Genomic DNA, 26,797 nt, shown 5'->3' with positions numbered 1-26,797 from the left:
TTATTCGGCCTGCAGTCGGTTCGCCTCAGTCATCCTCATCATCCAGTAGCTCGCTGGAACATGGGTGGCATCATCGATGACCTTGCCCTCGACCTGGCCGAAGGACTGCAGGGCGAGCTTCTCGAACGCCGGCGGCTCCCGGACGTACTCGCCGCGGTCGTTCGCCGACATCCACCGCGAGATCCGGCCCTGGGTCGGCTCGAAGCAGGTGTCGAGGCTGATCACCCGGCCGCCGGGGCCCAGCACACTCGCGGCCAGGTTCAGCAGATGTGTGCACTGCTCGTCCGACAGGTGGTGCAGCAGCCCGAGCAGCAGCACCACATCGATCGGCGGCAGCGATCGGGCAGCGGCTTCGTCGAAGTTGCCGCAATGGAAGCTGGCGTTCTCACCGCCGAAGCGCTCCTTGGCCCAGTCGATGTACGGCGCATCGGTGTCGAACCCGTGGTAGTTCAGCGGCTGGGGCAGACGCGGGAAGTAGTACGCGGGACCGCAGCCGATGTCCAGGACGGTTTCACCCGGCTGGATCTCCTCGATGCAGCGATATCGCAAGCGGTCGGCGCCGACGATGCGCTGCAGCAGGACGTAGGCGCGCACATGCCTGAGAAGGCCTTTCAGACCGTCCATGGATATCTCCTTCGGGGATTGATCATGCTTCAGCATCTCGGCACGGAAATCAACGCACTCGCTCAGTCCCTGAGTTCGTAGACGATGACTTGCCCTCGGGTAAACCTCCGGTCGGCGAGCCGGTCGAGAGTGCGCTCGGCGACCCTGCCCTTTCGCGTGTCCGCGAAGACCCAGCGGACGCCGTAATCGCGGCGCAGGTTCTCCAGCACCTCAGGCGTTGGCGCCGTGAGTGCCTTCGTCGTCAGCTCCACCCGGTCGGGCCAGGGCGATGGCAGCAGGCTGTACCCGACGTTCCGTTCGCCTTGGTTGGCCAGCGACTGCTGGGTGTAGGCCCAGCCCTCCATCAGCGTCCGGTGACCGCCGACACCGCTGACCAGGTAGCCACGCGCGTCGCAGACCGGACCAGGTCGTCGTCGCGACAGGCAGGCGGTGTTCGTCACGACCACGTCGTACCGTCCAGCGTTGCGCTCCAGCCACAGCGCGGCTTGGATCTCGTCCGTGGTGTACAACGGAAGCGCGGGGACCGGGATCTGCCCGCCATCCCCGGTGATCCCGTCCGCCGTGTTGCGCCAGTCCGACCAGGGCCGGCTGGGCAGAGCGAGGCCGACCGCGACGCACATCAGCAGCGCCAGGCCGAGGCCACGCACCTGCGGACGGACGGCGCGGAGGACAAGCCAGCCGAGCAGCCCGGCCACGAGTGCCGCCGCAAGCCACAGCATCGGCTCGCTCACCGCCCGCGTGATCCCCGCCGGGGAGACAGGCCGGGAGTCGATGTTGCCGAACGCCCGGATCGCCAGTGCCAGCGCCGCACCGGCCAGCAGGCCACCTGCGATGATCATCCGGCGGGCCACGCGGCGGCGTCCGGTGACCGCGCCGTGGACCACGTATCCCGCGGCGACAGCGGCGAAGGGAAGCGCGCCGCCGAGGAAGTAGAACTCGCCAAAACTCGGATGGTCGACGACCACGAATCCGAGCAGCGAGGCGATGAGCGTGCCGACCAGCCACCACTGCACCGGATCGGTCCGGGTCCGGCGCTGTACGAGACCAAGGAATGCGACGGCCACCACCGCCCTGCTCACCACCACGGACACAAGGATCGCGATCGCCCAGGTCAGCGTCTGCGGGTCAGCGTCAAGAAGCCCGTCGGTGATCCATCCACCCGGCGCCGGAGGGCCGGTGATACCGGTCAGAGCGGTATATCCCGGGAAAGCCCGCAAGGCCCCGAACAAGCGCAGCGGAGTACCTGCGGTGCTACCCGCGACAGTCAGCATCGACGCCACCATCACACCCACCAGTGCGCCGCCGAAGCCGAGGATCGGCCAGGGGATACGCCTGTTCCGCACCAGCAGGAACAACGCCGCCAGGCCGGTCCCGCCGAGCAGTAGCGGCGCAGCGGTGGGCTTGGAGCCGGCGGATACGCAGACGACCAGCATCACGATCACCCAGGACCGTCTCGGGGCACCGCGGTACAATGCGCCGAGCAGCAGCGCCGCGGCTCCGACGCTGACCGTCGTCCCGAAGGACTGCGACGGACTCAGGAAAACGAGTGGTGCGGACCCGACGCCGCCGACGTACTGCCAGATGGCGACCCGCGGGACGACCGTCGTCAGCGCGACCGCGAACGGGGCGGTCCACCAGACACCGCTGACCTGGCGCGCGAGTGCGGCCACCGCGAGGACGAGCCCGATGATGATCGGGGCGAACCATAGCCTGAACAGCACGAGCCGGGGGTCGATTCCGGCGATCTGTGCGGCCGACGCCAGGTGTGCGTCGGCGAACCAGTGGTACTGCATCGTCTCGCCCGCCACCTGCGGGATCTGCGGCGGGACGGAGCGGCCCAGCTCGTGCACGATCCCTAGGTGCCAGAGCAGGTCCTGGTAGTAGTCGCCGCCGTTCTCGGGGACCGGCGTGGCGCTGACCGTGGTGCCGTAGTACAGCAGCAACGTCGCCGAGAGGAGCAGCGCCAGCGTGGCGCCCCAGGCGAGCGGCAGCCGCGGCGCGTCCTGCGCCCGCCAGCAGCGTCGTAACCGCGGTACCGCGGCGAAGACGACCAGCACCGCCGCGGGCCACACCACCAACCACTGCTGCATCCCAGCGGCCGTGAACAACGCCCACCCCGGCAACTCGTAGGAGAGCCCCACGACGATGCCGAGGCCCACGTCCTCCGGCCAGGTGCGCCGGCCCGGCGCGAAAGCTCGCAGCAGCAACACCCCCGGAAGCACCACGCAGCCCGAGAAGTAGGCCGCGTAGCGGAGGATGTCGCCGTCGGTCACCCCTGTGCCTGCAACTACCCAGTACCCGGTCGCGGCCGGGAGTAGCCAGACGAGTGCACTCAGGAACGGTGGACGGGTAGATCTGCGAGACCTGTCCGTCATCAAGACGGTCTCTTGGTGACAGGAATCAGGTCGGACATGGTAGTGGAGCCTAACCGGTGCTGAAGACCTTCGTCGCGGAATAGATCACAGGGCGGGGAATGTCGGCTCCCCCAGAAATGTGGAGCCTGCGGTGTAGAAGCCCTTCCCTCACCATCGGCTGATCAGCCGAACCAGTCGGGGCCGGTCGATAAGGACCGGCCCCGTTCCGATCAGTACGGGATCGGCTTCCATTCGACGTTCTGGCCCACGTTGGGGTCTTCGGCGACCTCGTCGTGCATGTCGCGGATCTTCAGGCCGATCTTGGCGGCCTGGTCGAAGACCTCCGGATCCAGTTTCGATCGGTGCCACATGTCGACCATGTACTTCCGCGTCTTCAGGTACGTCGTATAGCGGTCGTGATGGTCGTCGTCGAGGCCGAGGGCGACGAACACCGCGATCCGGTCGCCATCCGGTTTGGCCTCGCGGTAGTACCAGGGCCACCCTTCCTTGTCCTGGCTCTGCGGTTCGGGCGTTACCCACCAAGGAAAGCTGAGCAGTTTGCCGTTGCCGCTGTGCGTCGTGCGCAGACTCCACACCGCCAGATCGCCCGGCCTGGTCTTCACATAGATCGTCTTGCCGGTGGTCAGGTCAGGTTCGTTGTGCGACTTGTGCCGCAGGTTCAAGCCACCCGTGTGCCTGGTGTGATCCTGCAGGTAGATCCCGAACCTGAGGATCGTGTAGCGGCCCTGCCAGTCCGGTGCGTTCGCGTCCTTGCGGTCCGCGTTGTCCTTGTGGTAGCCGTGCTGGCCGGAATTGATGGTGAAGGAACTGTCACCGGCGTACATGATGTCGTCGGAACCAAGCAGTTGCCTGGCCACTTCGACCATCTTCCCGTCCAGGATCGCGTGCCTCATCAGCGGCCGCGAGAGTAGCTCGCCGCTCACCCCTCTCGACGCCTGCGCGCCGTCACGAAACTTCTGCACCTCCTCCGGGGTGTACACCCCACGCAGAATCTGCCACCCGTTCTCCCAGAACGCCGGCACATCCATTAAAACCCGCTCAGCCATCACCATCTCCTCAAGCCCGCCCACAGGAACATGAGCAGCCTTAACCCACAGACCCACTCTGCGCTAGACCGGAGTGCGTAAATTCGTGCGACCCGTCAAAAAGCCGGCGGCCGTACCAGCGAGTCGCTGAGCAGGAACACTGCGACGGCGGCCCTCACAGCACGGCAGCGATCATCTGCGCGACCGCTGCCAGCGGACAGCAGAACGGCGGCGGCCGCGGGCATCAGCCCGAGGAACCGCCGCCGACTCCGCATGCACGCACGCTGGATCCGCCAGGGGGCGACTAGTGTTTGGCCGGGCCTTCGGCGCCGGCGCCGGTGAGGGCGCGGACGGAGAGTTCGTTGTAGCGGGACTCGCTCGACCGGTCGCGGCCGAGGAAGGTGCCCAGGACACCGAACAGGAAGCCCAGCGGGATCGACACGATGCCCGGGTTCGACAGCGGGAACCAGGAGAAGTCGGCGTCGGTGATCATCGACGTCGGCGTACCGGACACGACCGGCGAGAAGAACACCAGGACGACCGCGGAGATCAGGCCGCCGTAGATGCTCCAGGCCGCGCCGGCGGTGTTGAATCGCTTCCAGAACAGGTTGAACAGCAGCGCCGGCAGGTTCGCCGACGCGGCGACCGCGAACGCCAGCGCGACCAGGAACGCGATGTTCAGCTTCTGCGCCGGGATCGCCAGCGCGATCGAGACCGCGCCGATCCCGATCGCCGCGAACCGCGCCACTCGCAGTTCGGTCTTCTCGTCCGGCTTGGTCTTGGCGATCACGTTCGCGTAGAGGTCGTGCGCGAACGACGAGGCCGAGGTCAGGGTGAGCCCGGCGACCACCGCGAGAATCGTGGCGAACGCGACCGCCGCGATCAGGGCGAGCAGGATCGCGCCGCCGGTGGAGCCGGCGCCACCGCCGACGGATTCGGCCAGCAGTGGCGACGCCACGTTGCCCTTCGACTCCGCGACCGCCGAACCCTTGCCGGTGTCGAGCAGCGCCGCCGCACCGAACCCGAGCGCCAGCGTCATCAGGTAGAACGCGCCGATCAGACCGATTGCCCACTGCACCGACCGGCGTGCGGTCTGCGAGTCCGGCACGGTGTAGAAGCGGATCAGGATGTGCGGCAGACCCGCCGTACCGAGGACCAGTGCCAGGCCGAGCGACAGGAAGTCGATCTGCCCGGTCAGGTCCTTGCCATAGAGCAGCCCGGGCTGCAGGAACGCCTCGCCCTTGCCGGAGTTGTCCGCGGCCGCGCCGAGCAGGTCGGAGAGGTTGAAGTTGAACTTCACCAGCACCAGGAAGGTGATGACCACCGTGCCGGCCATCAGCAGCACGGCCTTGACGATCTGCACCCAGGTCGTGCCCTTCATGCCGCCGATCGTCACGTAGACGATCATCAGTGCGCCGACCAGGACGATCACCGCCGCCTTCAGGCCTTCACTCTTCACACCGAGCAGCAGCCCGACCAGCGAACCGGCGCCGACCATCTGGGCCAGCAGGTAGAAGATCGACACCACGATCGTCGAGGTCGCGGCCGCGGTCCGGACCGGCTTCTGCTTCATCCGGAACGCGAGTTGATCGGCCATCGTGAAGCGGCCCGAGTTCCGCAGCAGTTCGGCGATCAGCAACAGCGCGACCAGCCACGCGACCAGGAACCCGATCGAGTAGAGGAAGCCGTCGTACCCGAACAGGGCGATCTGGCCGGAGATGCCGAGGAACGACGCCGCGGACATGTAGTCGCCGGAGACGGCCAGTCCGTTCTGCGCACCGCTGAAGGAGCGGCCGCCGGCGTAGTAGTCGGCCGCGGTCTTGTTCTGCCGGGACGCCCACCAGGTGATGTACAGCGTCACGGCGACGACCGCGGAGAACAGCGAGATGGTGAGGGCCCGGTTGCCCGGCTCGGCGTCGGCCAGCGGGATCAGGATCGGGATGCTGAGGACGTTCACCGGCGACGCTCCCTCTTGTACTTGGCGTTCAGTCCACTGGCCAGCGGGTCGAGCTTGCGGTTCGCGAACCGGCCGTACACCGCCGCGATCACGAAGGTCGACACGAACTGCAGCAGGCCGAAGATCAGGGCCACATTGATATGCCCCACCACCTGGTGGTCCATGAAGCCGCGGGCCCAGTTGCAGCAGGCGACGTACGCCAGGTACCAGGCCATGAACGCGATGGTCCACGGCACCACGAAGTTCTTGTAGCGCGTTTTCAGCTTGGTGAAGTCGGCCGCCTCGTGTACGGCCTCATAGGCGCGGGCATCCCGCTCGCGCACCATTTCCTCGTCCATGAGTTTCCCTGTTCTCCAATGGCCCAGCGCTGAACACGAACACGTGCACGTTAGCCCCATGTCGCGGATTTGTGACCCACCGCAACCAAAACGTTTCGGGGAATGCTAGAGATGGGGCGCGACCGGGGCGTCGAGGGTCCGGCGGTAATTCGCCAGGTCACTGGGCCGAGCCCGGTAGCAATCGGTGAAATACGGCATCCGGAGCGGCTCCGGCGGTCGCGCAGTGTTGTCGTAGATGGCGTCGACCTGCTCCAGTACGGCGTCGCGGCGGGACTCGGTCAGAACAGCGATCCGCGAGTGCGACTGCGCCAACTGACGCAGACCGTTGCGATCCAGGTCCTGCCAATGCCGGAAGCGCGTGTCCTCGACGAGCGCGAACAGGCCCGACTGCAGCAGGACCGGCACCGGGTCGAACCGATCGCCGCCGATGGCATCGCCCTGCATCGTGTGGACCATCCGCCGCACCCAGGGGACCACGATGTCGGCCCTGTTCCAGAGCAGCCCGAGTACGCCGTTCGGCCGCAGCACGCGGGCGATCTCCGGCAAGGCCCGAGCGTGGTCGAACCAGTGGAACGCCTGCCCGACGATCACCGCGTCGACCGAGGCGTGGGCGAGCGGGATCGACTCGGCCGCACCCATCATCGTGTCGAGGCCGGGCCGGCGGCGGCAGACCTCGAGCATCTCCTGCGACGGGTCGACCGCGATCACGTCGTGCCCGAGCGCTGCCGCGACGGCGGCGAGCTTGCCGGTGCCGGCCCCGAGGTCGAGGACCTGCAGCCCGCGCCCCGGCCCGAGGATCCAGGTCAGTGCCTCGGCGGGAAACGTCGGCCGGCCCGCGTCGTACGCGGTCGCCACGGCGCCGAAGGCCTGGGCGCGGGCCGCGTTCGAGCCGGTCTCCGGCGTGTCCCGGTCGGTCGCCGGCTCCGGTACTGGATCCTCGGTGGTCATCACCGCAAATCATGCCGTAGCGGCGGGCTGGCGCGGTGTCACTCGCCGATGACGATGCCGATCTTCAGTTCCATCGGAACAACTCGCGGATCACGGCGGGGCAGGCTCGGTGGTCGCCGAGTAGTTCCTCGGTCGTTCGCGTGGTGCATCAGCGACCCCGGACCTTCCGCGCCAATCGCCGAACCTTCCCCTGTACTCGCAGCACGTGCCGCAGCGGGCCCGTCACGGCGTGGCCGACACGGTACGGCTTCGACTGTCGAATCCCGCTGATCTGACCGTGGAAGATGATCCCCCGCGCACTGGAGGAGGCCAGCTCCTCCGAGAGGCGCGCGACGGTCGCCAGCTGCTCGGCGCTGCCGAGCGGTCTGACCATCTCACGTCGTGACGAAAGCCACTTTGTCACAGTGATTCCGGCCATCGCGGCGAGCCGTGCGGTCAACCCGTCAGGGTAGCCACCGGCAGGCCACGGTTGCCTCGAGCCACTGTCCAGCGAACGTCGGGCGAAGCGTGCCAGGTGCGCGACGACCAATGCCTCGCCAGGTGGCGCGACGTAGTCCCCTTCCAGCGTCTCCGGCAGGTACGCCGTGACGGGCTCACTCTCCGCGAACAGCCGGAACGACATGCCGTCGAGGATCACGTTATCCAGAGCGGCGAGCTGCGCGGTGGCGTCGTCCTGCTCACGCAACCATGACACGTATTCGGGCACCGTACGACGCACCGCCGCCTGATCGACCCGGAGAGCGGCGAGCAAGTACTCCTCCAGGAGGACACCTGAGCCACCCGGGACCGCATCGGCGGGCAGCACACCGGGCAGGTCATCGGCGGTGGTGACGACGTACCAAGCCGGAGCCAGTTCGAAGGTCAGGCCGGCCCGAACCGTGTCCTGCACGAAACGGTACGGGTCCATCAGGGTCGGCCCGGCGTACCTGGCGGCCATGGTGCGGGCGGCCACCGCAGCCGGTAGCGGTCCGCTGACCTCCGTGAGCGCGACCTGGGCGTCGACCAGTGACGGGAACACCGCGTACATCGTCGAGCTGTCGAGGCCGGCGTCCTCGAGGGCGGTCTGGAGCGGTTTCAGGCCCCCGGGTGCGGCGTCGGTGAGGTCACGTGCCCAGTCCTCGTTCCGTGGCAGCGCGGCCGCGATGGCGGGCTGGAGCAAGCGCTCGAAACCGAACTGGTTCTCGGCCCCGAGAAGGAGGCGCCCCGAGGGAGCAAGCCGAGCCTGCAGAGCGGCCAGAGCGTCCGCCCAGCCGAGCTTCGCTGTGTCTGGACCGACGAGCCGGTCCAGTCCGTCGAGCGCGACCACCGCGTCGTACCCGGAGGAGTTGCCGTACGTCGGGGTGAAGCGGTCCAGGGCGCCGCAGAAGACCTTGTTGTCGGCGAGCGGTCGGGCGATGACGCCGGCGATCTCTTCGGCGTCCGGGGCGGAACGCACGAGGACATCCACGGAGGCGACGCGCGCGGCGATGTCGGCGATCAGGTTCAAGGAGTGCGGACCGGCGAGCAGGACGGCGTCGTTGGGCTGAAGGGTGGCGGCCAAGAGTGCTGCGGCGGCCGGTCCGGACGCTGCGGGACGGGCGTCGACCGGGTGCAGGTCGGACCAGTTGAGCATCTCGGCGCCGACCAGGATCGATCGGATCACAGGGGTCACCTTAAGCTCCGACCATGCGCGCTAGCCAACCAGCGTCGTGTTCGTCTCGATCATCCGGTCGCCCTCGGGGTCGATGAGGCCACCGGGCGCCACAGCGCGAACCCGGGCAGCGCGATCCCGAGACAGGTGAACAGCACGAGCGTCCGGTGCCCGCGGGGTGGCGGTCTTCCGAGTAGTCTCCGGAACCGGAGGTCCTCTATGCGAACCGAGCAGTCCGTACTTTCCGTCGTCGTGCCGATGTACGACGAGGAGGAAGTGTTGCCGCTGTTTTTCGAGCGGATGCATCCGTTGCTGGACGGTCTCGGGATCTCCTACGAACTGATCGTGGTGGACGACGGCAGCCGCGACCGGACCGCGGCGCTGCTGTTGGAGGCCGCGAGGGACTGGCCGCAGCTGCGCATCGTACGGCTGCTGCGGAACAGCGGTCATCAGGCGGCGCTGTCGGCCGGGTTCCGGCGGGCGCGGGGTGAGTTCCTGGTGACGATCGATGCGGATCTGCAGGACCCGCCGGAAGTGATCGCGGAGTTCCTCGCGGCGGTGCGGGAGCAGGATGTGGACGTCGTGTACGGCGTCCGGTCGGACCGGTCGAGCGACACCTGGGTGAAGCGGACGACCGCGCGGATGTACTACCGGTTGATGTGCCGGCTCGTGGGCGAGGAGATCCCGTTCGACGCCGGTGATTTCCGGTTGGTGTCGCGGCGCGTGGTCGACGCGGTGAACGCGTTGCCGGAGGACGGCCGGGTGTTCCGGCTGGTGATTCCGTGGTTGGGGTTCCCGAGCGCGCAGGTTCGGTACGTGCGTGCGGAGCGGATGGCGGGGACGACGAAGTACAACTTGTCGAAGATGCTGCGGTTGACGTTTGACAGTGTGACGGCGTTCTCGGCGGCGCCGTTGCGGCTGGCGACCTGGCTCGGGTTGCTTGGTGGGTTGGTGTCTTGCGCAGTTGTGATCGGTGCGCTGGCCGTCAAGCTTGCCGGGCGAAGCGTACCTGGCTGGACGTCGACCGTCTTGGCTGTCGGCGTGATCGGTGCGATCCAGTTGCTGTGTCTTGGTCTCCTGGGTGAGTACGTCGCGCGATTGTTCCAGTCGAGTCAGCGCCGGCCTCAGTTCCTCGTCGGTTACGACAGCCTCGATGACCCGGGTCACCACACCTTTCAGGAGACAGCCGATGCGCCGGACAAGGACATGCCCTGAGCTCCGTGCCTGATGAGTTGGTACGACGCGCTCGAGGCCACCTCGTCGCCAAGATGTAGGGCCGTTTGCGTCCTGCAGGGCCCCGCTGTCACTCGCCGAGCTTCTTCTGTTCGATATGCGCGTTCAGCGCCGCCAGCTCCGGGTGCGAGTCCATCAGCGCGACCAGTTCGGCGCAGTTCAGCTTCTCCGCGGCGAACTCCTCGATCAGTGTGCTGAGCAGCTTCCGGTCGTCTTCGGTGTCCAGGGTCAGCCGGTACCCCGCTCCGTCGCCGCCGTCCCAGGGAACGTTGACCAGCCGCATGTCGCCGGCCCGGTTCTGGTGCAGGTAGGTAGTGACGTGCTCGCGGTCGACCGGCAGCGTCGCGACCTCGTCGGCCTGCAGGAGCCGGGCAGCAGAGAACACCTCGTAGTCCATGCCGCGCGGGTAGGTCCGGGTCAGGCAGTTCGACACGTACACGTTGCCGGCGTTCTCGGCGCGGTACCGTTCGACGCCCTCGGCAATGACCGCGGGGTCGATCAGCGGGCAGTCGGAGGTGACCCGGACGACGCCGGTGAGGTCGTGCTCGCGGATCGCGCCGGCGAACCGGGAAAGCACGTCGAGCTCGCTGCCGCGGTACACCGGGAAGCCGAGCTCGGTCGACAGCTCGACGATGGGTTCGTCGGCGGGGTTGGTTGTGGTCGCCACGATCACCGGCAGGCCGGTCTGGGCGAGCCGCTCCAGGTGGTGGTGCAGGTAGCTCTTGCCACCAGCGGTGAGCAGAACCTTCGCGGGTAGCCGGGTGCTGGTCGCCCGGGCCTGGGTGATGATGCCGATCGTCATGAAGCCACTTTCGTGTCCAGGATCTTCGCCTGGTCGCGACTGTACGCGGTCGAGAGGCGCAACCACGTCACGTCTCAGGACACCAGGTCCGTCAGGGTCTCGATCACCCGATCGACGTCGGCATCGGTCAGGTCCGGGTACATCGGTAGTGAGATCTCCTCACGGTAGTACTGTTCCGCATTCGGGCACATCCCGCGCTCGTAACCGGCGTTGGCGAACACCGGGTGCCAGTAGACCGGGATGTAGTTGACCTGGACGCCGATGCCGGCGGCCCGCAGTCCCTCGAAGATCTCCCGGCGGCGGCCGCCGAGGATCCGGACCGGATACAGATGCCAGGCCGGATCGACGTAGTCGCGCTGGGCCGGGGTCCGGACGCCGTCGACAAGCTCGAGCGCCTCGTTGTAGCGCGCGGTGATCTCGCTTCGCCGCTTCGTGAAGTCGGCCAGCCGCTTCAGCTGGGACAGACCGAGCGCGCAGGCGATGTCGGTGAGCCGGTAGTTCACCCCGAACTCGTGCACCTCCTGATGCCACGGGCCCTCGTCGGTGATCTGGAACCGGGCCGGGTCGCGCACCAGGCCGATGAAGTGGAACTCGAGCACCCGCTGAGCGACGGCCGGGTCCTTGGCGACGACCGCGCCACCCTCACCGGTGGTCAGGTTCTTCGTCGGGAAGAACGACATCGTGGTGACGTCGGCCAGGTCGCCGACCGGGCGGCCCTTGTAGAACCCGCCGACCGAGTGCGCGGCGTCGCCCAGCGTCTTCGCACCGACCCCGTCCGCGATCGCCTGCAGCGTGTCGTAGTCGGCCGCATGGCCGGCGTAGTCGACGGCAGCGATCACCTTGGTGCGGTCAGTGACGACCGCTTCGACGGCCGCGGGGTCGAGCAGCGCGGTATCCGCCTCGACATCGGCGAAGACGACCTTGGCGCCCATGATCGCGGCGCAGGACGCGGTCGCGACGAAGGTCATCGGCGTGGTCACGACCTCGTCGCCGGGGCCGATCCCGAGTCCGGCGTACGCCATGTGCAGCGCCGCCGTGCCGGAAGTACAGCTGACCGCGCGGTGTCCGCCGGCCAGCTCCGAGACCGCGTTCTCGAACGCTGTGACGGTCGGGCCGGTGGTCAGCCAGTCACCGCGCAGGATCGCGACGACGGCCTCGACGTCCTCGTCCGAGATGGACTGGCGGCCGTAGGGGAGCATCAGACGTCGCTCTCGAGGATCTTGGTGATCTCCTCGATCGAGTACCACTGGTCGTTGTTGTCCGAGGTGTAGTGGAAGCCCGCGGCGACCGGAATGCCGTGGGCCGGCGGGGTGTAACCCCAGGTTGCCAGGTCCGGCTGCAGGACGTAGCGCTCGCCGATCGCGAGCGCGCGGCGGCCTTCCTCCGGGCTGATCATCTCCTCGTGCAGCTTCTCGCCGGGCCGCAGGCCGACGTCGTGCACCGCGGCGCCGGGCGCGATCGCCTGGGCCAGGTCGGTGATCTTCATCGACGGGATCCGCGGCACGTACAGCTCGCCGCCCTGCATCAGCTCGAAGGAGTCGATCACGAACCGCACGGCCTGCGGCAGCGTGATCAGGAACCGGGTGCAGCGCAGGTCGGTGATCGGCAGCGACCTGCCCTCGGCGTGCAGCGCCTTGAACTTCGGGATGATCGAGCCCCGGCTGCCGATGACGTTGCCGTACCGGACCACGGCGAATCGCGTGCTGTACGCCGCGGCGTAGTGGTTGCCGGTGATGAACAGCTTGTCGGCGGTCAGCTTGGTCGCGCCGTACAGGTTGATCGGGCTGGACGCCTTGTCGGTGGACAGCGCGACAACCTTTTTCACCCCGGTGTCGATGCTGGACTCGATCACGTTCTGTGAGCCGATCACGTTCGTCTTCACGTACTCCCACGGGTTGTACTCCGCGGTGTCGACCTGCTTCAGCGCGGCCGCGTGCACGACGTAGTCGACCTTGTGCATGGCCCGGTCCAGCCGGTTCTTGTCGCGGATGTCGCCGATGAAGAACCGCAGCCGGGGGTCGTCGCCGAACAGGTGACGGACCTCCCACTGCTTCAACTCGTCCCGGCTGAACACGATGATCCGGCGTGGGTCGAGGTTGTCCAGCGCGTAGCGGATGAACGCTTTGCCGAAGGAGCCGGTACCTCCGGTGACGAGGATGTCGGAGCCGGTCAGGATAGACACGTCGTTGGACCCTTCTTCAGGCCAGTTCGGGTCGGGCGCACGGAGCGCGCAAGTCCGTACGATAGCCGCCCAACCAGCGGAATCCTCAATCAGTACCTGGTCTGGGCGATGACCCGACCGGATCCTGCCGCCGGGCGCGGACCAGCACCGACACTCCGGGCAGCTTGCCGACAGGCAAGTACCGTTCAGCGGCGATGACCGCGCTGAGTCCGAGGTTGACGAGCGGGGACAGGTCCTCCAGGTCACTGCCCGTGCTCCTCTTCCGCCGCCAGGCCGCCACCGGCCGGAGCAGAACGTTCCACGACCTGACCTCCTCGATCCGCAGGCCGGCCGATGAGAGCAAGTTCAGCAGACCGTCCCGGTCGTAGCGGCGGAAATGTCCGACGGCGGTGTCGTGCTCGCTCCACAGCTCCATGTCGCACGGTACGGCGACCAAGGCGGTGCCACCGGGCCGAAGGACCCGGGCGATCTCGCGGACCGCGGACTTGTCGTCCTCGATGTGCTCCAGCACGTCGTACGCGACGACGAGGTCCAACGCGTCGTCGGCCATGGGCAGCGCGATCGCGTCGCCCCGGATCACCGGGAGACCGCGCCCGCGCGCGACCCCCGCTCCCTCCTCGCCGTACTCCAGCGCCGTGGCGTCCCATCCCCGGCCACGCAGCACCCTGGTGTTCCCGCCGCCGGCAGCGCCGACGTCGAGCGCGCGGCCCGGCTTCTCGCCGGTCCTCACGAGCGCGTCGAGTGACCGGGCGAGCACTCTGCGTCGCTCGCGATACCACCAGTGCTGGTGCTCGAGTGCGGCGAGCTTGCGGATCTCCGCTGCCTCCATAGCCAAAGCTTGGGGTCTGAAGAGGGCCAACGCCAGCGCGTTGAGCAATAACGTGAACGTTTCGGCCCCGCCGCACGGCGGTCACCAGCAGTGGCCGTCGTTGAAGTTTTGGTGGTCGCCACGATCACCGGCAGTCAGGTGCTGGTCGCCCGGACCTGGGTGATGATGCTGGTTTTCAGTGCTGGTGTCACGGATTCCATCGGAACAACTCGCGGATCTCGGCGGGGCAGGCGAGGTGGTCGACGCCGAGTTCGGTGTCGGTGAACTCGCGGGCGATGGGGGGCGGTACGAATGGTTGGTCGAGTTCGGGCCATAGGCGTTTGATCCGGGCTTGGCCGCCGAAGGAGGGGTGTTCGTTTTCCAGTACCATCGGGTCGCCGTAGACGCCGGGTTGCAGGCCGAGGGAGGCGCCGTACAGGACGGCGGAGCTGAGTCGGTTGGAGGCGACGCGTCGGTGTTTGCGGAGTTCGCGGAGCTGGTTGACCAGGAATTTCGTGTCGGTTCGCTGCCAGTGCAGGCCGCGGTAGCCGTGGGTGATGACGCGGAAGCCGGCGTTCTTGTAGACGTTGCGGATGGCGGGTTTCTCGTATTCGTTCCAGTACAGGCAGACTGTCACCGGCTTGGTCTCGTGTTCGTTGATCGAGGCAACGATACGGCCGTGGTCGCCGAGCACGTGCTGGCCTTCCCAGCCGTGGAACGGGTAGAAGATGGTGCCTTCGGCGTCTTCTGCCGGAGTGGCCAGTTCCGGATGTACCTTCAGCAGGTAGAGCCAGACCGAGCCGATCACCGAGTAGTTGCGCAGTCCCATCGAGTGGCCGCGTCGGCGGACGCTGTCGGACCAGACGTACTTCGGCATCCCGGGCGCGAAGGTGGTGCCGTGGGCGAAGCCGTCGAGGATGTTCCAGCCGTGCTGGAGGTATCCCCAGATGTACGGCGGCTTCGTGTATCCGGCGTAGGACGCCATGATGTTCGCGTGCCCGTAGAAGTGGTTGGCGTGGTGCATCAGCGTCCCCGGACCTTCCGTAGTGCCCGCAGCACGTGCCGGCGTGTCACCCGCAGCGGGCCCGTCACGGCGTGGCCGACACGGTACGGCTTCGACTGTCGAATCCCGCTGATCTGACCCCGGAAGAGGATCGCCCGCGCACTGGCGGAGGTCAGCTCCTCTGACAGGCGCGCGACGGTCGCCAGCTGCTCGGCAGTGCCGAGTGGTCTGACCATCTCACGTCGTGACGAAAGCCACTTTGTCGCAGTGAATCCCGCCATCGAGGCGAGCCGTGCCGTCAACCCGTCAGAGTAGCCACCGGCAGGCCATGGTTGCCTCGAGCCACTGTCCAGCGAACGTCGGGCGAAGCGTTCCAGGTGGGCGATGACCAGTGCCTCGCCCCGCGCGCCGACCGGCTCGCCTTCCCCGAACAACCGGTACGACGTACCGTCGAGCACCACGTTGTCCAGAGCAGCGAGCTGCGCGACGTCGTGGTCCTGCTCAAGCAGCCACGTCACGTAATCGGGAACCGTACGCCGCACCGCCGCCTGATCGTCGACCCGGAGAGCGGCGAGCAGGTATTCCTCCAGGAGGACACCTGAGCCATCCGGAACCGCATCGGTTGGCAGTGCACCGGCCACGTCATCGGCGACGACGACGTACCAAGCCGGAGCCAGTTCGAAGGTCAGGCCGGCCCGAACGGTGTCCTGCACGAGGCGGTACGGGTCCATCAGGCTTGGACCGGCATACCGCTCGGCCATGGTACGGGCGGCCACCGCAGCCGGTAGCGGTTCGCGGACGTCCGTGAGCGCGACCTGGGCGTCGACCAGTGACGGAAAGACCGCGTACATCGTCGAGCTGTCGAGGCCGGCGTCCTCGACGGCGGTCCGGAGCGGTTTCAGGCCGCAGGGTGCCGCCTCGGTGAGGTCGCGCGCCCAGTCCTCGTCGCGTGGTAGCTCGGCCGCGATGGCGGGCTGGATCAAGCGCTCGAAACCAAACGCGTTCTCGGCGCCGAACAGCAGACGGCCCGAGGGCGCGAGCCGATTCTGCAAAGCTGCGAGAGCGTCGGCCCAGGTGAGTTTTGAGGTGTCCGGACTGACGAGCCGGTCCAGGCCGCCGAGCGCGACGACCACGTCGTACCCGGAGGAGTTGCCGTACGTCGGGGTGAAGCGGTCCAGGCCGCCGCAGAAGACCCTGTTGTCGGCCAGTGGCTGGGCGACGACGCGGGCGATCTCTTCGGCGTCCGGGGCGGAACGCACGAGGACATCCACGGAGGCGACGCGCGCGGCGATGTCGGCGATCAGGTTCAAGGAGTGCGGACCGGCGAGCAGGACGGCGTCGTTGGGCTGAAGGGTGGCGGCCAAGAGCGCCACGGCGGCCGGTCCGGCGGCTGCGGGTCGGGTATCGACCGGGTGCAGGTCGGACCAGTTGGGCATCTCGGCGCCGACCAGGATCGATCGGATCACAGGGGTCACCTTAAGCTCCGACCATGGGCGCTAGCCAACCAGCTTCGTGAGGGTCTCGATCACCCGGTCGACGTCGGTCAGGTCCGGGTCGAGGAGGAGGGTGGGGCTGATGGGTGGTCTCGGGAGTGGTCGGATGTTGTTGATGGCTGATTGGCGGTCGGGTGATCGGGTAGCGTCTGGCCATGACGGATGGTCGCGATACGGTGCAGGCGAAGGATTGGTCCGCGCTGACCGAGCGGACGCTGGCGGAGGTCAAGACCTGCGCGTCGATCTACCGGCCGACGAATTTTTGGGATGTCGGGCTGAACAAGATCCTGCAGGACCTGGACACGTTGGGCCTGGACAGGTTCAAGTCGTGGCCGACGTCGGGGGCGTGGTTTTATCCGCGCTACGGCAACGGGTTCAGTAACGCCTCGATCGGCGTGGCCTACGAGGCGGCGCTGCAGGCCAACCCGAGGGCGAGCAAGAACTGGGTCACCTCGGCGCTGAACGGCGCGTTCGAGGCCCGCCGCGACTTCGACGTCGCCGGCGTCTGCTGGAACCAGGACCGCTGGCCGGCGAACCTCGACGACTTCGGCGAGAGCCCGGTCGGCACTCCGCCGCAGGCGTACGGGCTGAGCCTGACCGAGGGCGTGCGGTTCGGGCGGCCGTACCTCAACTACCTGATCGTGATGGCGGCGCTGTCGAACCATGTCGATGCGCCGCCGAAGAGCTTCCTGGAGATCGGCGGCGGGTTCGGCGTCCTCGGCGAGATCGTGATGTCGCGCGACGCCGAGGCCAGGTACGTCGACATCGACATCCCGCCCCTGGTCACCGTCGCGTCGTTCTACCTGACCGAACTGTTCGGCCGCGACCGGGTGCAGGTGTATGACGGCGCGATCGCCGACCGTGGGGTGATCGAGGTGAGGGGGTCCGCGGTGGTGCCGAGCTGGCGGCTGGAGGATGTTCAGGGCGATTTCGATGTGTTCGTCAACTCGTTCTCGTTCCAGGAGATGGAACCCGAGGTGGTCGACAACTACATCGACAAGGTGTGCGCCAAGGGCGTCAAGTACGCCGTGTCGCTGAACTCCAGGCTGGGCACGGTCAAAGCTGCGAAGGCTGGCGAGTGGGGCTCGCTCCAGCCGGTCACGTCGGCCGACATCCTCAACGGTTTCGAGAAGCGCGGCTACACCGTGATCGGGCAGTACGGCGACCCGCTCGTCCACGGCGGCCGCCAACTCAACGTCCTGAAGAGAAAGTGACCCAAGCGGCTCTCGCAGTGCGGGTCCGCTAACCCCGTACTCCGAGGCCCAATTGGTTGAAGGCTCCGACCCTGGGTTGGTCGGGAAGCAGAACATCGTGGTCACATCGGCGAGATCCCCGAATGACGTTCTGTCAGTGCCGAGACGAAACAATGGCTGCCCGCTTCCACGCTGGTTCAATCCAATCGATACGGTCGAGGTGTGGAACGTGTCGGTGTGCGGTGCGATGTGGGGCCGGGTCGGGGGATCGGGCACGTGATGCGGACCCTGGCACTGGCAGAGGAGCTACTGTCTCGCGGGATCGAAGTCCTGTTCGTCTGTGATGCGCACACGGTCCCTTGGGCGGCTGGGCAGATCGCGGGGCGCGGGATCTCGGTGGAGCCAGCGGTCTGGACTCCGGCGGAGCATCTGGAGCTGTTCGAGCGGCTCCAGCTCGATGCAGTGGTCTTCGACTGCTACGACCTTGACGCGGCGGTCTACGCATCCGTGCGTACGACGGGGAGGCCCACGCTCGCGATCGTCGACGGCGACTTGCGTGGCGCTGAGGCGGACATCCTGGTGGACCAGAATCTCGCCGCCGAGCTGGATCGACCCGCCCTGCCGGCGAACTCCACTCGGCTGGCCGGTCTCGAGTACGTGATGATCCGCGACGAGATCCTCGCGCTCCGCCCGGCCGACCCGCCGGCGCCGCCGCTGACTGTCGTACCCAAGGTGTTCGCGTTCTTCGGTGGGACGGATGCGTTCGGAGCTGGGCCGCATGTGGTGCAGGCGCTCGCGGTGAGCGGGGCGCCGTTCGAGGCCACTGTGGTGGCTCCCGCCCCGGAGTTGGCCGCGCAGATCGCCGCCGTGGAGCTCCGGCCGCAGCAGCGGGTCGACGTGATCGGGCCGACGGACCGCCTCGCCGTCGCCGTACTCGATGCAGACCTGACCATCAGCGCCTCGGGTACGTCGACCTGGGAGCTGCTGTGTCTCGGCGCGACGGCCGGGCTCGTCTGCGTGGTGGACAACCAGGTGATGGGCTACGAGCGTGCGATCGCGACCGGTACGGCGGCCGGCCTCGGCGTACTGTCCGATTTGAAGACCGACCCGTCGGCGGCGGCAGCGGTCCTCAAACGTTTGCTCACCGATCCGAGTGAGCGGGCACGTCTCGCGGCTGCAGGTTGGCGCCTTGTCGACGGCAAGGGCCGCACCCGGGTCGCGGACGCGTTCCTCGCGCTCACCTGATCTCGTAGATCGTCGCGTCCAGGGTGGCGTGCCGGAGCCGCACATAGGTGTGCAGTGCAGGTGACACCTCGCCGGCCCGGTTGTCGGCGTACAGCCAGCGCACACCGGCGGTGCGGAGCCGCTCGATCGTCGCCGGCGTCGGCGACTTGAAGACGGCGTCGTTGACGGCGAGCTCCTCGCGGTTCCAGTACGGGATCAGGCTGGGGTTGCCGCCGGTGGTGAGTGCGATCCGGTTCGCCTGGTTGGAATACGACCAGCCTTCGATCAGCACCGGACGCTCGGACAGCGCAGCCAGCCAGAAGTGCCGGCTGTCGCACAGACCGTCCCGCTGGATGATGCAGTGCGCGTTCGTGGCAATCAGGTCGCCGGGCCGGCTGTTCCGCCGCAGCCACTGCGCGGCGCCGGCCTCCGCGGCGGTCGCTCCACCGCGGCTGGTGTGGGCGAAGACCAGGTTCGATGCCTTGTCGGACACGAACGCCTGCAACGGAACGAGTGCCGCCCCGATCATGCTCGCCGCGACGGCTCCGGCGAGCAGAGCCACGAAGAAGTTCCCCGGACGCCGGGACAGCTTCCAGACCACGGCGACGACGACGCCGACCACTCCGATCGCCGCAGCCGTCCACAGCCAAGGGCCTTTGATGCCACGCAAGTCGGTCGACTCCGCCCGTGCAATGCCGAGCGCCACCAAGCTGAGCAACCCGGCAGCACCCACGAGTACGACGCCCCGCCGATCGCCGAGGCGTCCGACCAGGTTGGCCAGCCCAACGGACGCGAGCACCGCAATCACCGGGAACGCCGTCCGCAGGAAGTACAGCTGGCTGATCCCCGACTGCGTCGTCAGGAGCGTCCCGAGCAGACCCGCCACTGCGAAGCCCACCAGGAACACAGCGCCGGTGTCGCGCCATTTCCTCCCCAGGAACAGCATTCCGGACGCGGCGAGTCCCCAGCTCAGCAAGGTCGTTGCCCCCGACAACAGTTGCGCGTGCGGCTCGGAGACCAGCGTCGAGTACGGCGCCAACTGGACGAAGGTCTGAAACGGTTTCACCTCCGTTCCCCACGTGCTCCCGCCGAAGATCGTCACCAGCGCGGCCAGGAAGATCGCGAACGACAGGGCTCCGCCGATCAAAGCCGGCCGGTTGCTCCGCCGCTGCAGCCCCAGGTGCAGGAACGCGAACGCGAACCCGATGCCCAGCAACGGAAGGATCGTCGACTTCGCGCCGGCCGCGACCAGCGCCAGCAGGATCAGCAGCACCCACCGGGCGCGCGGCGTACCGGATCGCAGCAGGTCGACCGCCACGATGCAGAGCGCCAGCGCGATCAGTACGGCGAGGTTCTGCGTCGGGCTCAGGTACGCCGCGACGGCGGTGGAGATCCCGCCGAGACCCTGGTCCGCCAGCGGCTGCACCGCACCGCCGAGGCCGGCGATCAGTACGGCGAGCGGCCCGGCCCAGGTCGCACCCGACTCCGCGGTCGGCGCGAACCGCGTGGTCAGCGCGAACACCAGTCCGCACCCGGCCAGGAACAGCGGCAGCCAGCCCAGCGAGTGGATCAGGTCGGTCAGGTCGATCCGTGTCCCCCACGCGGTCGCGGCCGTCGCCTGGTGGAAGAACGTGTGGTACTTCATCGGCTCGCCACCGAGCCACAGCGTCGAGATCGGTACGTCGTACTTGGCGCTGGCGGCCAGGGCCTGCTGGAAGGCCAGGTCCGGATACGAACGCAGCGGGTCCGTGTACGCGGGCAGGAACTGACCCGGTCCGCGCCGGTAGACGATCAGTACGACGACTGCGGTCGAGGCAGTGAGCAGCCAGGCCTGGAGTGGTCGGAGTGGCTGGTCGACCCGCCGCCACACCCGCGCTCTGACGTCAGTGTCCACGAAGGTGGTCAGCAGCACGACCGGCGCCCACACCCACGACCACGCCTGCAGCCCGACCGACGCACTGGCCAGATAGACGATGACCTGCGCGGCTGTGCCCACTGCGAAGCCGGCTGCGAGGTCCTCGACCAGGTTGCGGCCGTAGCTGCCGATCAGCCGCCACAGAGCGAACCCCGGCAGCGCGATTGCGAGCCCGGTGAACAGCACGAAGCGCGCGACCTCACTCGGTGTCGAGTGCAGGAAGAGCAGGGCGATCGCCAGCACGAGGACCAACACCCCGGCCAGCAGACCGGACAGGGAAGGCCCCGCCGTGCGCGGCCCCCGCCGCTTCGCCTTCGCGCGCATGCCGTAACAGTAGTGTCACGAATGCGCAGTGTCACCACGAGTAGGAGTCCCGGTCGGAGGTCCCTCATGCGAGCTGCTCGGCTACGACAGCCTCGATAACCCGGGCACCACACGTTCACCGAATCGATCGACGACACCGACTAAGCTCCGTGGCCTATGAGTTGGTACGACGCGCTCGAGGCCGGCGAGTTGACGGTGCGCCCGTCTGTGGACGCGGCGAAGCGGTTCGGGGTCTCGATCGACCGGATGTCGGTGTCCGCCTCGGCCGGTACGCCGCTCGCCGAGGTCCTGGCCGCGGTCGAGCGATCGACCGCCGACGTGATCGTGTTGCGCTACCCGGCGCGGGAGACGACCTGGTTCGCCGCGCTGTCGAGTGGGCCGCGGCAGGCGCTGCTGGCTGACACGGTCGTGTTCTGGTCTCTCCCGGTCGGCAAGGGCCGGCGCCCCGCGCCACTGGCCGGGTTCACGGTGCAGCTGGAGCCGACAGCTGACGATGTACTGGTGGACGACCTGGCCGCCGACGTCTTCGGCGACTCGGGGAACCACTACTGCTCCAACCCCGTCTTCGACCGCGCCGCCGCGTTGGCCGGCCGGCAGGAGTGGGCCCGACGGCGGATCGCGGAGACCGGTGCCGTCGTACTGCGTGGTCCCGACCGGCGGGTGCTCGCTATCGCCTCACTCGACCAGCAGCGGTCCTGGACCGAGATCCAGCTGGCCGGAGTCGTCCCCGCCGAGCAGGGCCGCGGCCGCTACGGCCACCTGCTCTCGGCCATCGAGGACGCTGCCACGTCCCGGCGTCTGGTGGTGTCCACCCAAGCGCACCAGACCGGAATCCAGCGGGTCTGGGCCCGATACGGATTCGAACCCGTGCATAACCTTCTGACCGTTCATCTCGTTGCCGCTACGTAGACAGTGCTTTGGGGGGCACACCCAGCTGCAGCGAGGGGAGTTTTGCCTAAGTGACGCCGCGGTTGAGCGTGGTGGTGCCCTTCTACAACGTCGGTGAGTACATCGGCGCTTGCCTGGACTCCATCGCCCGGCAGACCTGGGCCGATTTCGAGGCGATCCTGGTCGACGACGGATCGCCGGACGACAGCGCGGTGATCGCGAAGGAATTCTGCTCCCGCGACCGCCGGTTCCGCCTCGTCCAGCAGGACAACGCCGGGCCCGGGCCGGCCCGTGACACCGGCATCGATCTGGCCTCCGGCGAGTACCTGGCGTTCGTCGACGGCGACGACCTGGTCTCCCGGCACGGCTTCGAGGCGCTGATCCGGACGCTGGACCGGACCGGCTCGGATCTTGCCGGCGGCAACGCCCGGCGGTTCAACAACAGCTTCGGCATCCGCCCCTCGTGGCTCCACCGGCAGCCCTACGCCCGCGCACGGAACGCCACCCACGTGTCCGAGGTGCCCGACCTGGTGCTGGACCGGATGCTGTGGAACAAGGTCTACCGGCGATCGTTCTGGACCGAGAACGGGTACCGCTTCCCACCGATCCGGTACGAGGACTACCCCGTCGCCCTCAAGGCGCACCTGGACGCGGTCACCGTGGACACGATCACCGCTCCGGTCTACTACTGGCGCGAGCGCGAGTCCGGCGAGTCGATCACGCAGCAGAAGTTCCAGCTCGGCAACATCCGTGACCGGGTGTTCTCGGCAGGTCTGGTGATGGACCTGGTCGAGGACGGCCTGCCGGTGATCCGTCGCCGGGTGCATGCGCACCTGGCCCAGATCGACCTGCTCACCCTGATGTCCGCGTTCGGCACTGTGCCCGCCGACGAGGAGCAACACCTGGTCGAGCTCTCGCGGGAGTTGCTCGACCGGCTGGACGACGAGGTTCTGGCGACCACCCACCGGTACGACCGGATCCAGCACGCCGCACTCCGGTCTGGGGACGTCGAACTGCTCCGGCGGCTCGCGCTGTTCCGCAACGATGGTGGGCTTCGTGGCGGCGCCCGGACAGTGCCACGCCCGCGGCAGCCCTGGCAGCTCGACTACAAGTACCCGGGCCTGCGCGAGGCCGTCGTACCGCAGGAGCTGTACTGGGTCTCGGACAGCGATCTGACGCTCGCGACGAGTGTGCGTGAGGTGGCTTGGGTCGCCGGGAAGTTGTCGGTCAAGGGCACCGCGGAGATCCGGCATCTGGAGACCACACCGTCCTCGAGCCTGCAGATCTCGCTGGTCATCGACGACGTTCCACATCGGCTCGAGGTACGCCGGCACGACGCGCTGGACCTGCACGGAGACACGACGAGGGTCGGCTTCGAGGTGCTGCTGGACCGCGAGTTGCTCGCCGCGTGCACGGGCGGTCCGGCGCATTTCGACGTACGGATGAAGTCCGGGCGACGGGTCTGGCGGGACGTGCTCCGTGGGCAGGGACCGGGGAGTCCTGGGTGGCCGCCTGGTGCGTGGATCGACGAGACGAGCTGGATCCAGCCCGGGCCGGGCAGGAACGGATGCTTCTCCGTCCGGCGGCTCACCGATCCCTGCCGATTGACCTCGGTCGAGCGGGAGCCGGGTGCGCTGGTGTTGCGCGGGCGGTCGTCGTTCGACGAGCCGTCGTTGTTCGTCACCCGGCCCGTCGTTGGCGGCGAAGAAGAGATCTCGCTGGAGGTCGACGGGCGTGACTTCACCGCCCGGCTGGCGATCGGGGACATTCTGGCGCAGGCCAATCCGGACGACCCGTTCGGCCAGCGGACGACGCGCGTACTCCGGTTGCGTGGTCCCGAGCGGGAGCAGCGAGTCTTGCTGTGGACCGCCGGTGAGTCCGCGGTCTCGTACGCCGAGGACGGCCGCGTGGTGACGCTGACGCGGTCCACCGGTGGATACGTGAACCTGCACGAGTCCCCGATCCGGACGGTCGCGACCACTGCGGTTGCTGTCGGCAACATGTTGGTGGTGCGCGGGAGTGATGGCGGAGACGTCGGTTTCAGCTGGCGCCGCTACCTGGCCGACTCCGACGATCACCTGGACGTCGCGTGCCGCCGTACCTTGTCCGAGCACGGCTGGGAAGCGGAGGCCGACGTGGACGCGTTGATTCCGGCGGTCGCGGTGAAGGTTTCGGTGGATCCGTTGGCATCGCTGGCCGACTGGATCCTGTTCGCGACGAAGCCCGATGGCTCGACGCACGCCGTGCAGTGCGAGCCCTTCCTGTGCAGCCGATTGCCCTTGACGATCTCCCGCGGTGCGCACGCCCTCGCCGTACGACCGCATGCCGGCACTCTGCACGTGGAGGTGCGCTGATGCATCATCACAATCACTACTACGGTCAGACGCACATCCTGGCCCGCTACGCGGGTCTGGACTTCGACCACCCGCCGCGGCTGCGCGGATATCTGCAGCACGGCTGGAACATCGGCTGTGGGTGGAACCCGGTGCACGAGTTCTACGACGGGGCCTGGCGGTTCACCTGGAGCGACGCACCGCGGCGGCGGGGGCACGCACTCGGCCGGCGGAACTACCACAGCATCGGCGCGCCTTTCCTGTACCTGCAGGAGTTGGAGCAGCAGGCCGAGCCGGTCGAGCGCGAGGGCACGCTGTGGTTCCTCTTCCACGGTTGGGAGGGTGGCAAGATCCACGGCGATCACCAGCGGCTGATCGACGAGATCCGCGAGACCGAACCCGGCCCGGTCACGTTCAGCCTCTACTACACCGAATACGACCGTCCGGAAGTGCGCGGGTACTACGAGGACGCGGGCTTCCGGGTGGTGTCGTTCGGGCAGCGCGGGTTCTCCTACGAGCGCACCGACCGGCGCTTCCTGTTCAAGCAACTCGACGAGCTGCGGCGGCACAAGCGGGTCGCCGCCAACCGGTTGTCGACGGCAATCTTCTACGGCGTCGCGGCCGGCTGCGAACCGGCGGTGTACGGCGACCCGATGGAGATGGAAGGCGAGAACCCCTTGTTCGGTGGGCAGAGCCGGATCGAGCGGCTGTGGCCGGAGATGCTCGGCAAGTCGATCGACCTGGGAGCCGCGCAGGCGACGACCGACCTGGAGCTGGGCAAGCCCTGGATGATGCCGCCCGCGGAGTTGCGGATGCTGTTCGATTGGAGAGAGCGTGTCTGACCTGCAGGTGGTTCTCGGTGAGATGCAGCCGTGGACCGACAGCACCGACCACCGTCCGGCCCTGGCCGCTCTGCTGGCCGACGCGCTTCCGAGCGAACGTCGTACGTTGATCGTCGGCCCGCACTCGCGCCCGCTGATCTCGGCCGTTCTCGACCGTGCTGCCGATACGACAGTCCTCGTGCGCTCCGTGTCGGACGCGGAGGAGTTGGCCGCGGAGTTCGGCGATCGACTGCAGGTCGTGGCCGGCGCTCTCGACGGTCTGCAGGCTGAACCGTTCCAGGTGGTCGTTGCCGCTGACGGACTCGACCGGGTGTTGGGCTACGACAGCGGCGACCTCAGCTGGACCGAGCGCCTTCAGACATTGACTGCACTGGCTGCTCCGGACGCAGTGGTCGTGCTCGCTCTCCAGAACGAGTTCTCCCTGCTGAACCTGCTCGACAGCCGTCCTGCCGACCAGCGCCACGGTGACGACGAATGGCGTCCGCTGCACGACGACCCGACCCGCCCGGTGTCGGTCGACCAGTTCGCGTCCGCCTTGCCCTGGACAGCGCAGCTCTACGCGGACTTCGGCTCGCGGGCGTTCGTGGCGGCTGAGGTCGCCGCAGCCGCTCGGCCGGGGGAGCTGCCGACGCGGTTGGCCGTGGACGCCTTGGACGCAGCCGATGTCCCTGTGCTCTCGCCGATCGCCGACGGTGTCGACTCGGCTGCCCGGGCTGGTCTGCTGTCCGCCATTCCCACCGGCTGGATCGCGATCTGCGGCATGCACGCCGAGCACGACCTCTATGCCCAGACCGGACCGTCCGTCCTCACCGCGGACAAGACCCCAACCGGCTGGCAAACCTCCATCACTGGTGGAACTTCGCCTGCTGATGGACTGCTCTTCGACCCCCCCGTCGTGCCTGCCAAGGTGCCGGATGGTACGTCGGTGGAGTCCGCGCTGATCCGTTTGGCTGCGGCTGAAGACGTGCCGGCGTTCCGCAAGCTGGCCGCGCGTCTCGGAGAGTGGGCCGCGGACTCGCCGGTCGTGCTTCGGTGGGACGACGTGGTGATTGACGGGGAGTCCTTTGCTCATGGGGTTTCGCCGTGGGTGACTGAGGAGCCGACCGACAGCGCGGACCTGCTGGCGGCTGCTTGGTACCGGTTCCACGATCGGTTGATCGGGCAGCACCGGCGCCACCCGTGGCCGCCGTGGATGGTGGGCGACGATCTCGTGTCGACCTGGATGAGCATGTCCGGGATCGAGCTGCCGGAGCCGGTGCAGGCGACCTCACCCGACACCCCGCCGGCGTCGGCCGGACACGTTGCTCGCGGCAAGGAGTTGGCCGCCGCACTGGCCGGCGTACTCGAAACTCGTGAGCATGCGGCCGCCGACGTGCGCACCGCGTTGGCGGATGCCGAGCGGGCGCGGCAGGAGCTGTTCGAGCTGCGGGGACACGTCTTCGGTCTCGAGCGCACGCTCGGATTCCGCAACAAGGCGATGAAGACGCGGGAGAACCGCATCCGTGAACTGCGGACCCAGCTGCAGAAGGTGACCGCGGACCACAACCGCATCCGCGGATCCCGGACGTACGCGCTGTCCCGGGTGGTCTTCCACGCCGCGCAGATCCGGAAGCCGCGGGTGGTGGCGCGCAAGGTCGCTCGACGCGTGCGGAAGCGCTAG

General features: G+C 67.9%; 21 protein-coding genes. 7 read left to right on the top strand and 14 right to left on the bottom strand.

Features of this window, described 5'->3' with window-relative positions; all coding sequences use genetic code 11:
- The 7 genes from E0H75_RS01575 to E0H75_RS01545 all read right to left on the bottom strand — a co-directional run bounded on the left by E0H75_RS01575 (position 1) and on the right by E0H75_RS01545 (position 8,909).
- Complete coding sequence (locus tag E0H75_RS01575) at positions 1 to 624, bottom strand: class I SAM-dependent methyltransferase (RefSeq protein WP_165553374.1); 624 nt, start codon at positions 622 to 624, stop codon at positions 1 to 3.
- Between the two features lie 62 nt (positions 625 to 686).
- Complete coding sequence (locus E0H75_RS01570) at positions 687 to 2,999, bottom strand: hypothetical protein (RefSeq protein ID WP_131511230.1); 2,313 nt, start codon at positions 2,997 to 2,999, stop codon at positions 687 to 689.
- A 209-nt stretch (positions 3,000 to 3,208) separates the two neighbouring features.
- Positions 3,209 to 4,045, bottom strand: coding sequence for a phytanoyl-CoA dioxygenase family protein (locus E0H75_RS01565; protein WP_131511229.1), 837 nt, complete (start codon positions 4,043 to 4,045; stop codon positions 3,209 to 3,211).
- 283 nt (positions 4,046 to 4,328) lie between these two features.
- Positions 4,329 to 5,981: a solute symporter family protein gene (locus tag E0H75_RS01560; protein WP_238162759.1), complete on the bottom strand. Its 1,653-nt coding sequence runs from the start codon at positions 5,979 to 5,981 to the stop codon at positions 4,329 to 4,331.
- Positions 5,978 to 6,319, bottom strand: coding sequence for a DUF485 domain-containing protein (locus tag E0H75_RS01555; protein WP_131511228.1), 342 nt, complete (start codon positions 6,317 to 6,319; stop codon positions 5,978 to 5,980). Before E0H75_RS01555 ends, E0H75_RS01560 begins: the two co-directional genes overlap by 4 nt.
- A gap of 105 nt (positions 6,320 to 6,424) precedes the next feature.
- A complete protein-coding gene (locus E0H75_RS01550) occupies positions 6,425 to 7,267 on the bottom strand; it encodes a class I SAM-dependent methyltransferase (protein ID WP_131511227.1) in 843 nt (280 codons plus the stop codon).
- 148 nt (positions 7,268 to 7,415) lie between these two features.
- A complete protein-coding gene (locus tag E0H75_RS01545; protein ID WP_238162758.1) occupies positions 7,416 to 8,909 on the bottom strand; it encodes a hypothetical protein in 1,494 nt (497 codons plus the stop codon).
- 207 nt (positions 8,910 to 9,116) lie between these two features.
- Here E0H75_RS01545 and E0H75_RS01540 point away from each other — a divergent pair, with 207 nt between their 5' ends.
- Positions 9,117 to 10,112, top strand: a complete 996-nt coding sequence (locus tag E0H75_RS01540) for a glycosyltransferase family 2 protein (RefSeq protein WP_131511226.1) — start codon at positions 9,117 to 9,119, stop codon at positions 10,110 to 10,112.
- Between the two features lie 88 nt (positions 10,113 to 10,200).
- On the opposite strand, the gene E0H75_RS01535 is transcribed toward E0H75_RS01540, so the two are convergent.
- The 6 genes from E0H75_RS01535 to E0H75_RS01510 all read right to left on the bottom strand — a co-directional run bounded on the left by E0H75_RS01535 (position 10,201) and on the right by E0H75_RS01510 (position 16,391).
- On the bottom strand, positions 10,201 to 10,932 hold the full coding sequence (locus E0H75_RS01535) for a cytidylyltransferase domain-containing protein (RefSeq protein WP_131511225.1): 732 nt from the start codon (positions 10,930 to 10,932) through the stop codon (positions 10,201 to 10,203).
- Positions 10,933 to 11,006: 74 nt separating this feature from the next.
- Complete coding sequence (gene pseC / locus E0H75_RS01530; RefSeq protein ID WP_131511224.1) at positions 11,007 to 12,131, bottom strand: UDP-4-amino-4,6-dideoxy-N-acetyl-beta-L-altrosamine transaminase; 1,125 nt, start codon at positions 12,129 to 12,131, stop codon at positions 11,007 to 11,009.
- A complete protein-coding gene (gene pseB / locus E0H75_RS01525) occupies positions 12,131 to 13,114 on the bottom strand; it encodes a UDP-N-acetylglucosamine 4,6-dehydratase (inverting) (protein ID WP_131511223.1) in 984 nt (327 codons plus the stop codon). Before pseB ends, pseC begins: the two co-directional genes overlap by 1 nt.
- 85 nt (positions 13,115 to 13,199) lie before the next feature.
- The gene (locus E0H75_RS01520) at positions 13,200 to 13,943 is read right to left on the bottom strand and encodes a class I SAM-dependent methyltransferase (protein WP_131511222.1); all 744 of its coding nucleotides are present in this window, start codon (positions 13,941 to 13,943) and stop codon (positions 13,200 to 13,202) included.
- Between the two features lie 187 nt (positions 13,944 to 14,130).
- Positions 14,131 to 14,946 carry a hypothetical protein gene (locus E0H75_RS01515; RefSeq protein ID WP_131511221.1) on the bottom strand — a complete coding sequence of 272 codons (816 nt, stop codon included), beginning with the start codon at positions 14,944 to 14,946 and terminating at the stop codon, positions 14,131 to 14,133.
- Positions 14,946 to 16,391: a hypothetical protein gene (locus E0H75_RS01510; protein ID WP_238162757.1), complete on the bottom strand. Its 1,446-nt coding sequence runs from the start codon at positions 16,389 to 16,391 to the stop codon at positions 14,946 to 14,948. The genes E0H75_RS01515 and E0H75_RS01510 overlap by 1 nt, the downstream gene beginning before the upstream one ends.
- 182 nt (positions 16,392 to 16,573) lie before the next feature.
- On the opposite strand from E0H75_RS01510, the gene E0H75_RS01505 reads away from it, so the two are divergent.
- Both E0H75_RS01505 and E0H75_RS01500 read left to right on the top strand, forming a co-directional pair.
- The gene (locus E0H75_RS01505; protein WP_131511220.1) at positions 16,574 to 17,632 is read left to right on the top strand and encodes a putative sugar O-methyltransferase; all 1,059 of its coding nucleotides are present in this window, start codon (positions 16,574 to 16,576) and stop codon (positions 17,630 to 17,632) included.
- A 258-nt stretch (positions 17,633 to 17,890) separates the two neighbouring features.
- Positions 17,891 to 18,856, top strand: coding sequence for a PseG/SpsG family protein (locus E0H75_RS01500; protein ID WP_165553557.1), 966 nt, complete (start codon positions 17,891 to 17,893; stop codon positions 18,854 to 18,856).
- Here E0H75_RS01500 and E0H75_RS01495 read toward each other — a convergent pair.
- Positions 18,849 to 21,074, bottom strand: a complete 2,226-nt coding sequence (locus E0H75_RS01495; protein ID WP_131511218.1) for a hypothetical protein — start codon at positions 21,072 to 21,074, stop codon at positions 18,849 to 18,851. The two genes, E0H75_RS01500 and E0H75_RS01495, sit on opposite strands and share 8 nt — an antisense overlap.
- A gap of 156 nt (positions 21,075 to 21,230) precedes the next feature.
- On the opposite strand from E0H75_RS01495, the gene E0H75_RS01490 reads away from it, so the two are divergent.
- From E0H75_RS01490 to E0H75_RS01475, 4 genes are read left to right on the top strand one after another with little or no spacing between them, the layout of a single operon-like run.
- A complete protein-coding gene (locus E0H75_RS01490; protein ID WP_131511217.1) occupies positions 21,231 to 21,983 on the top strand; it encodes an N-acetyltransferase in 753 nt (250 codons plus the stop codon).
- 50 nt (positions 21,984 to 22,033) lie between these two features.
- Positions 22,034 to 24,316, top strand: a complete 2,283-nt coding sequence (locus E0H75_RS01485; protein WP_131511216.1) for a glycosyltransferase — start codon at positions 22,034 to 22,036, stop codon at positions 24,314 to 24,316.
- Positions 24,316 to 25,137 (top strand): hypothetical protein, encoded by an 822-nt coding sequence (locus E0H75_RS01480; RefSeq protein ID WP_131511215.1) that lies wholly within the window; start codon positions 24,316 to 24,318, stop codon positions 25,135 to 25,137. Before E0H75_RS01485 ends, E0H75_RS01480 begins: the two co-directional genes overlap by 1 nt.
- Entirely contained in the window at positions 25,130 to 26,797 is a 1,668-nt protein-coding gene (locus E0H75_RS01475) for a hypothetical protein (protein ID WP_131511214.1), read from the top strand. Before E0H75_RS01480 ends, E0H75_RS01475 begins: the two co-directional genes overlap by 8 nt.

The organism is Kribbella capetownensis (assembly GCF_004331485.1).
Lineage (GTDB): Bacteria > Actinomycetota > Actinomycetes > Propionibacteriales > Kribbellaceae > Kribbella > Kribbella capetownensis.
This window is presented reverse-complemented; position numbering and strand designations above follow the sequence as displayed.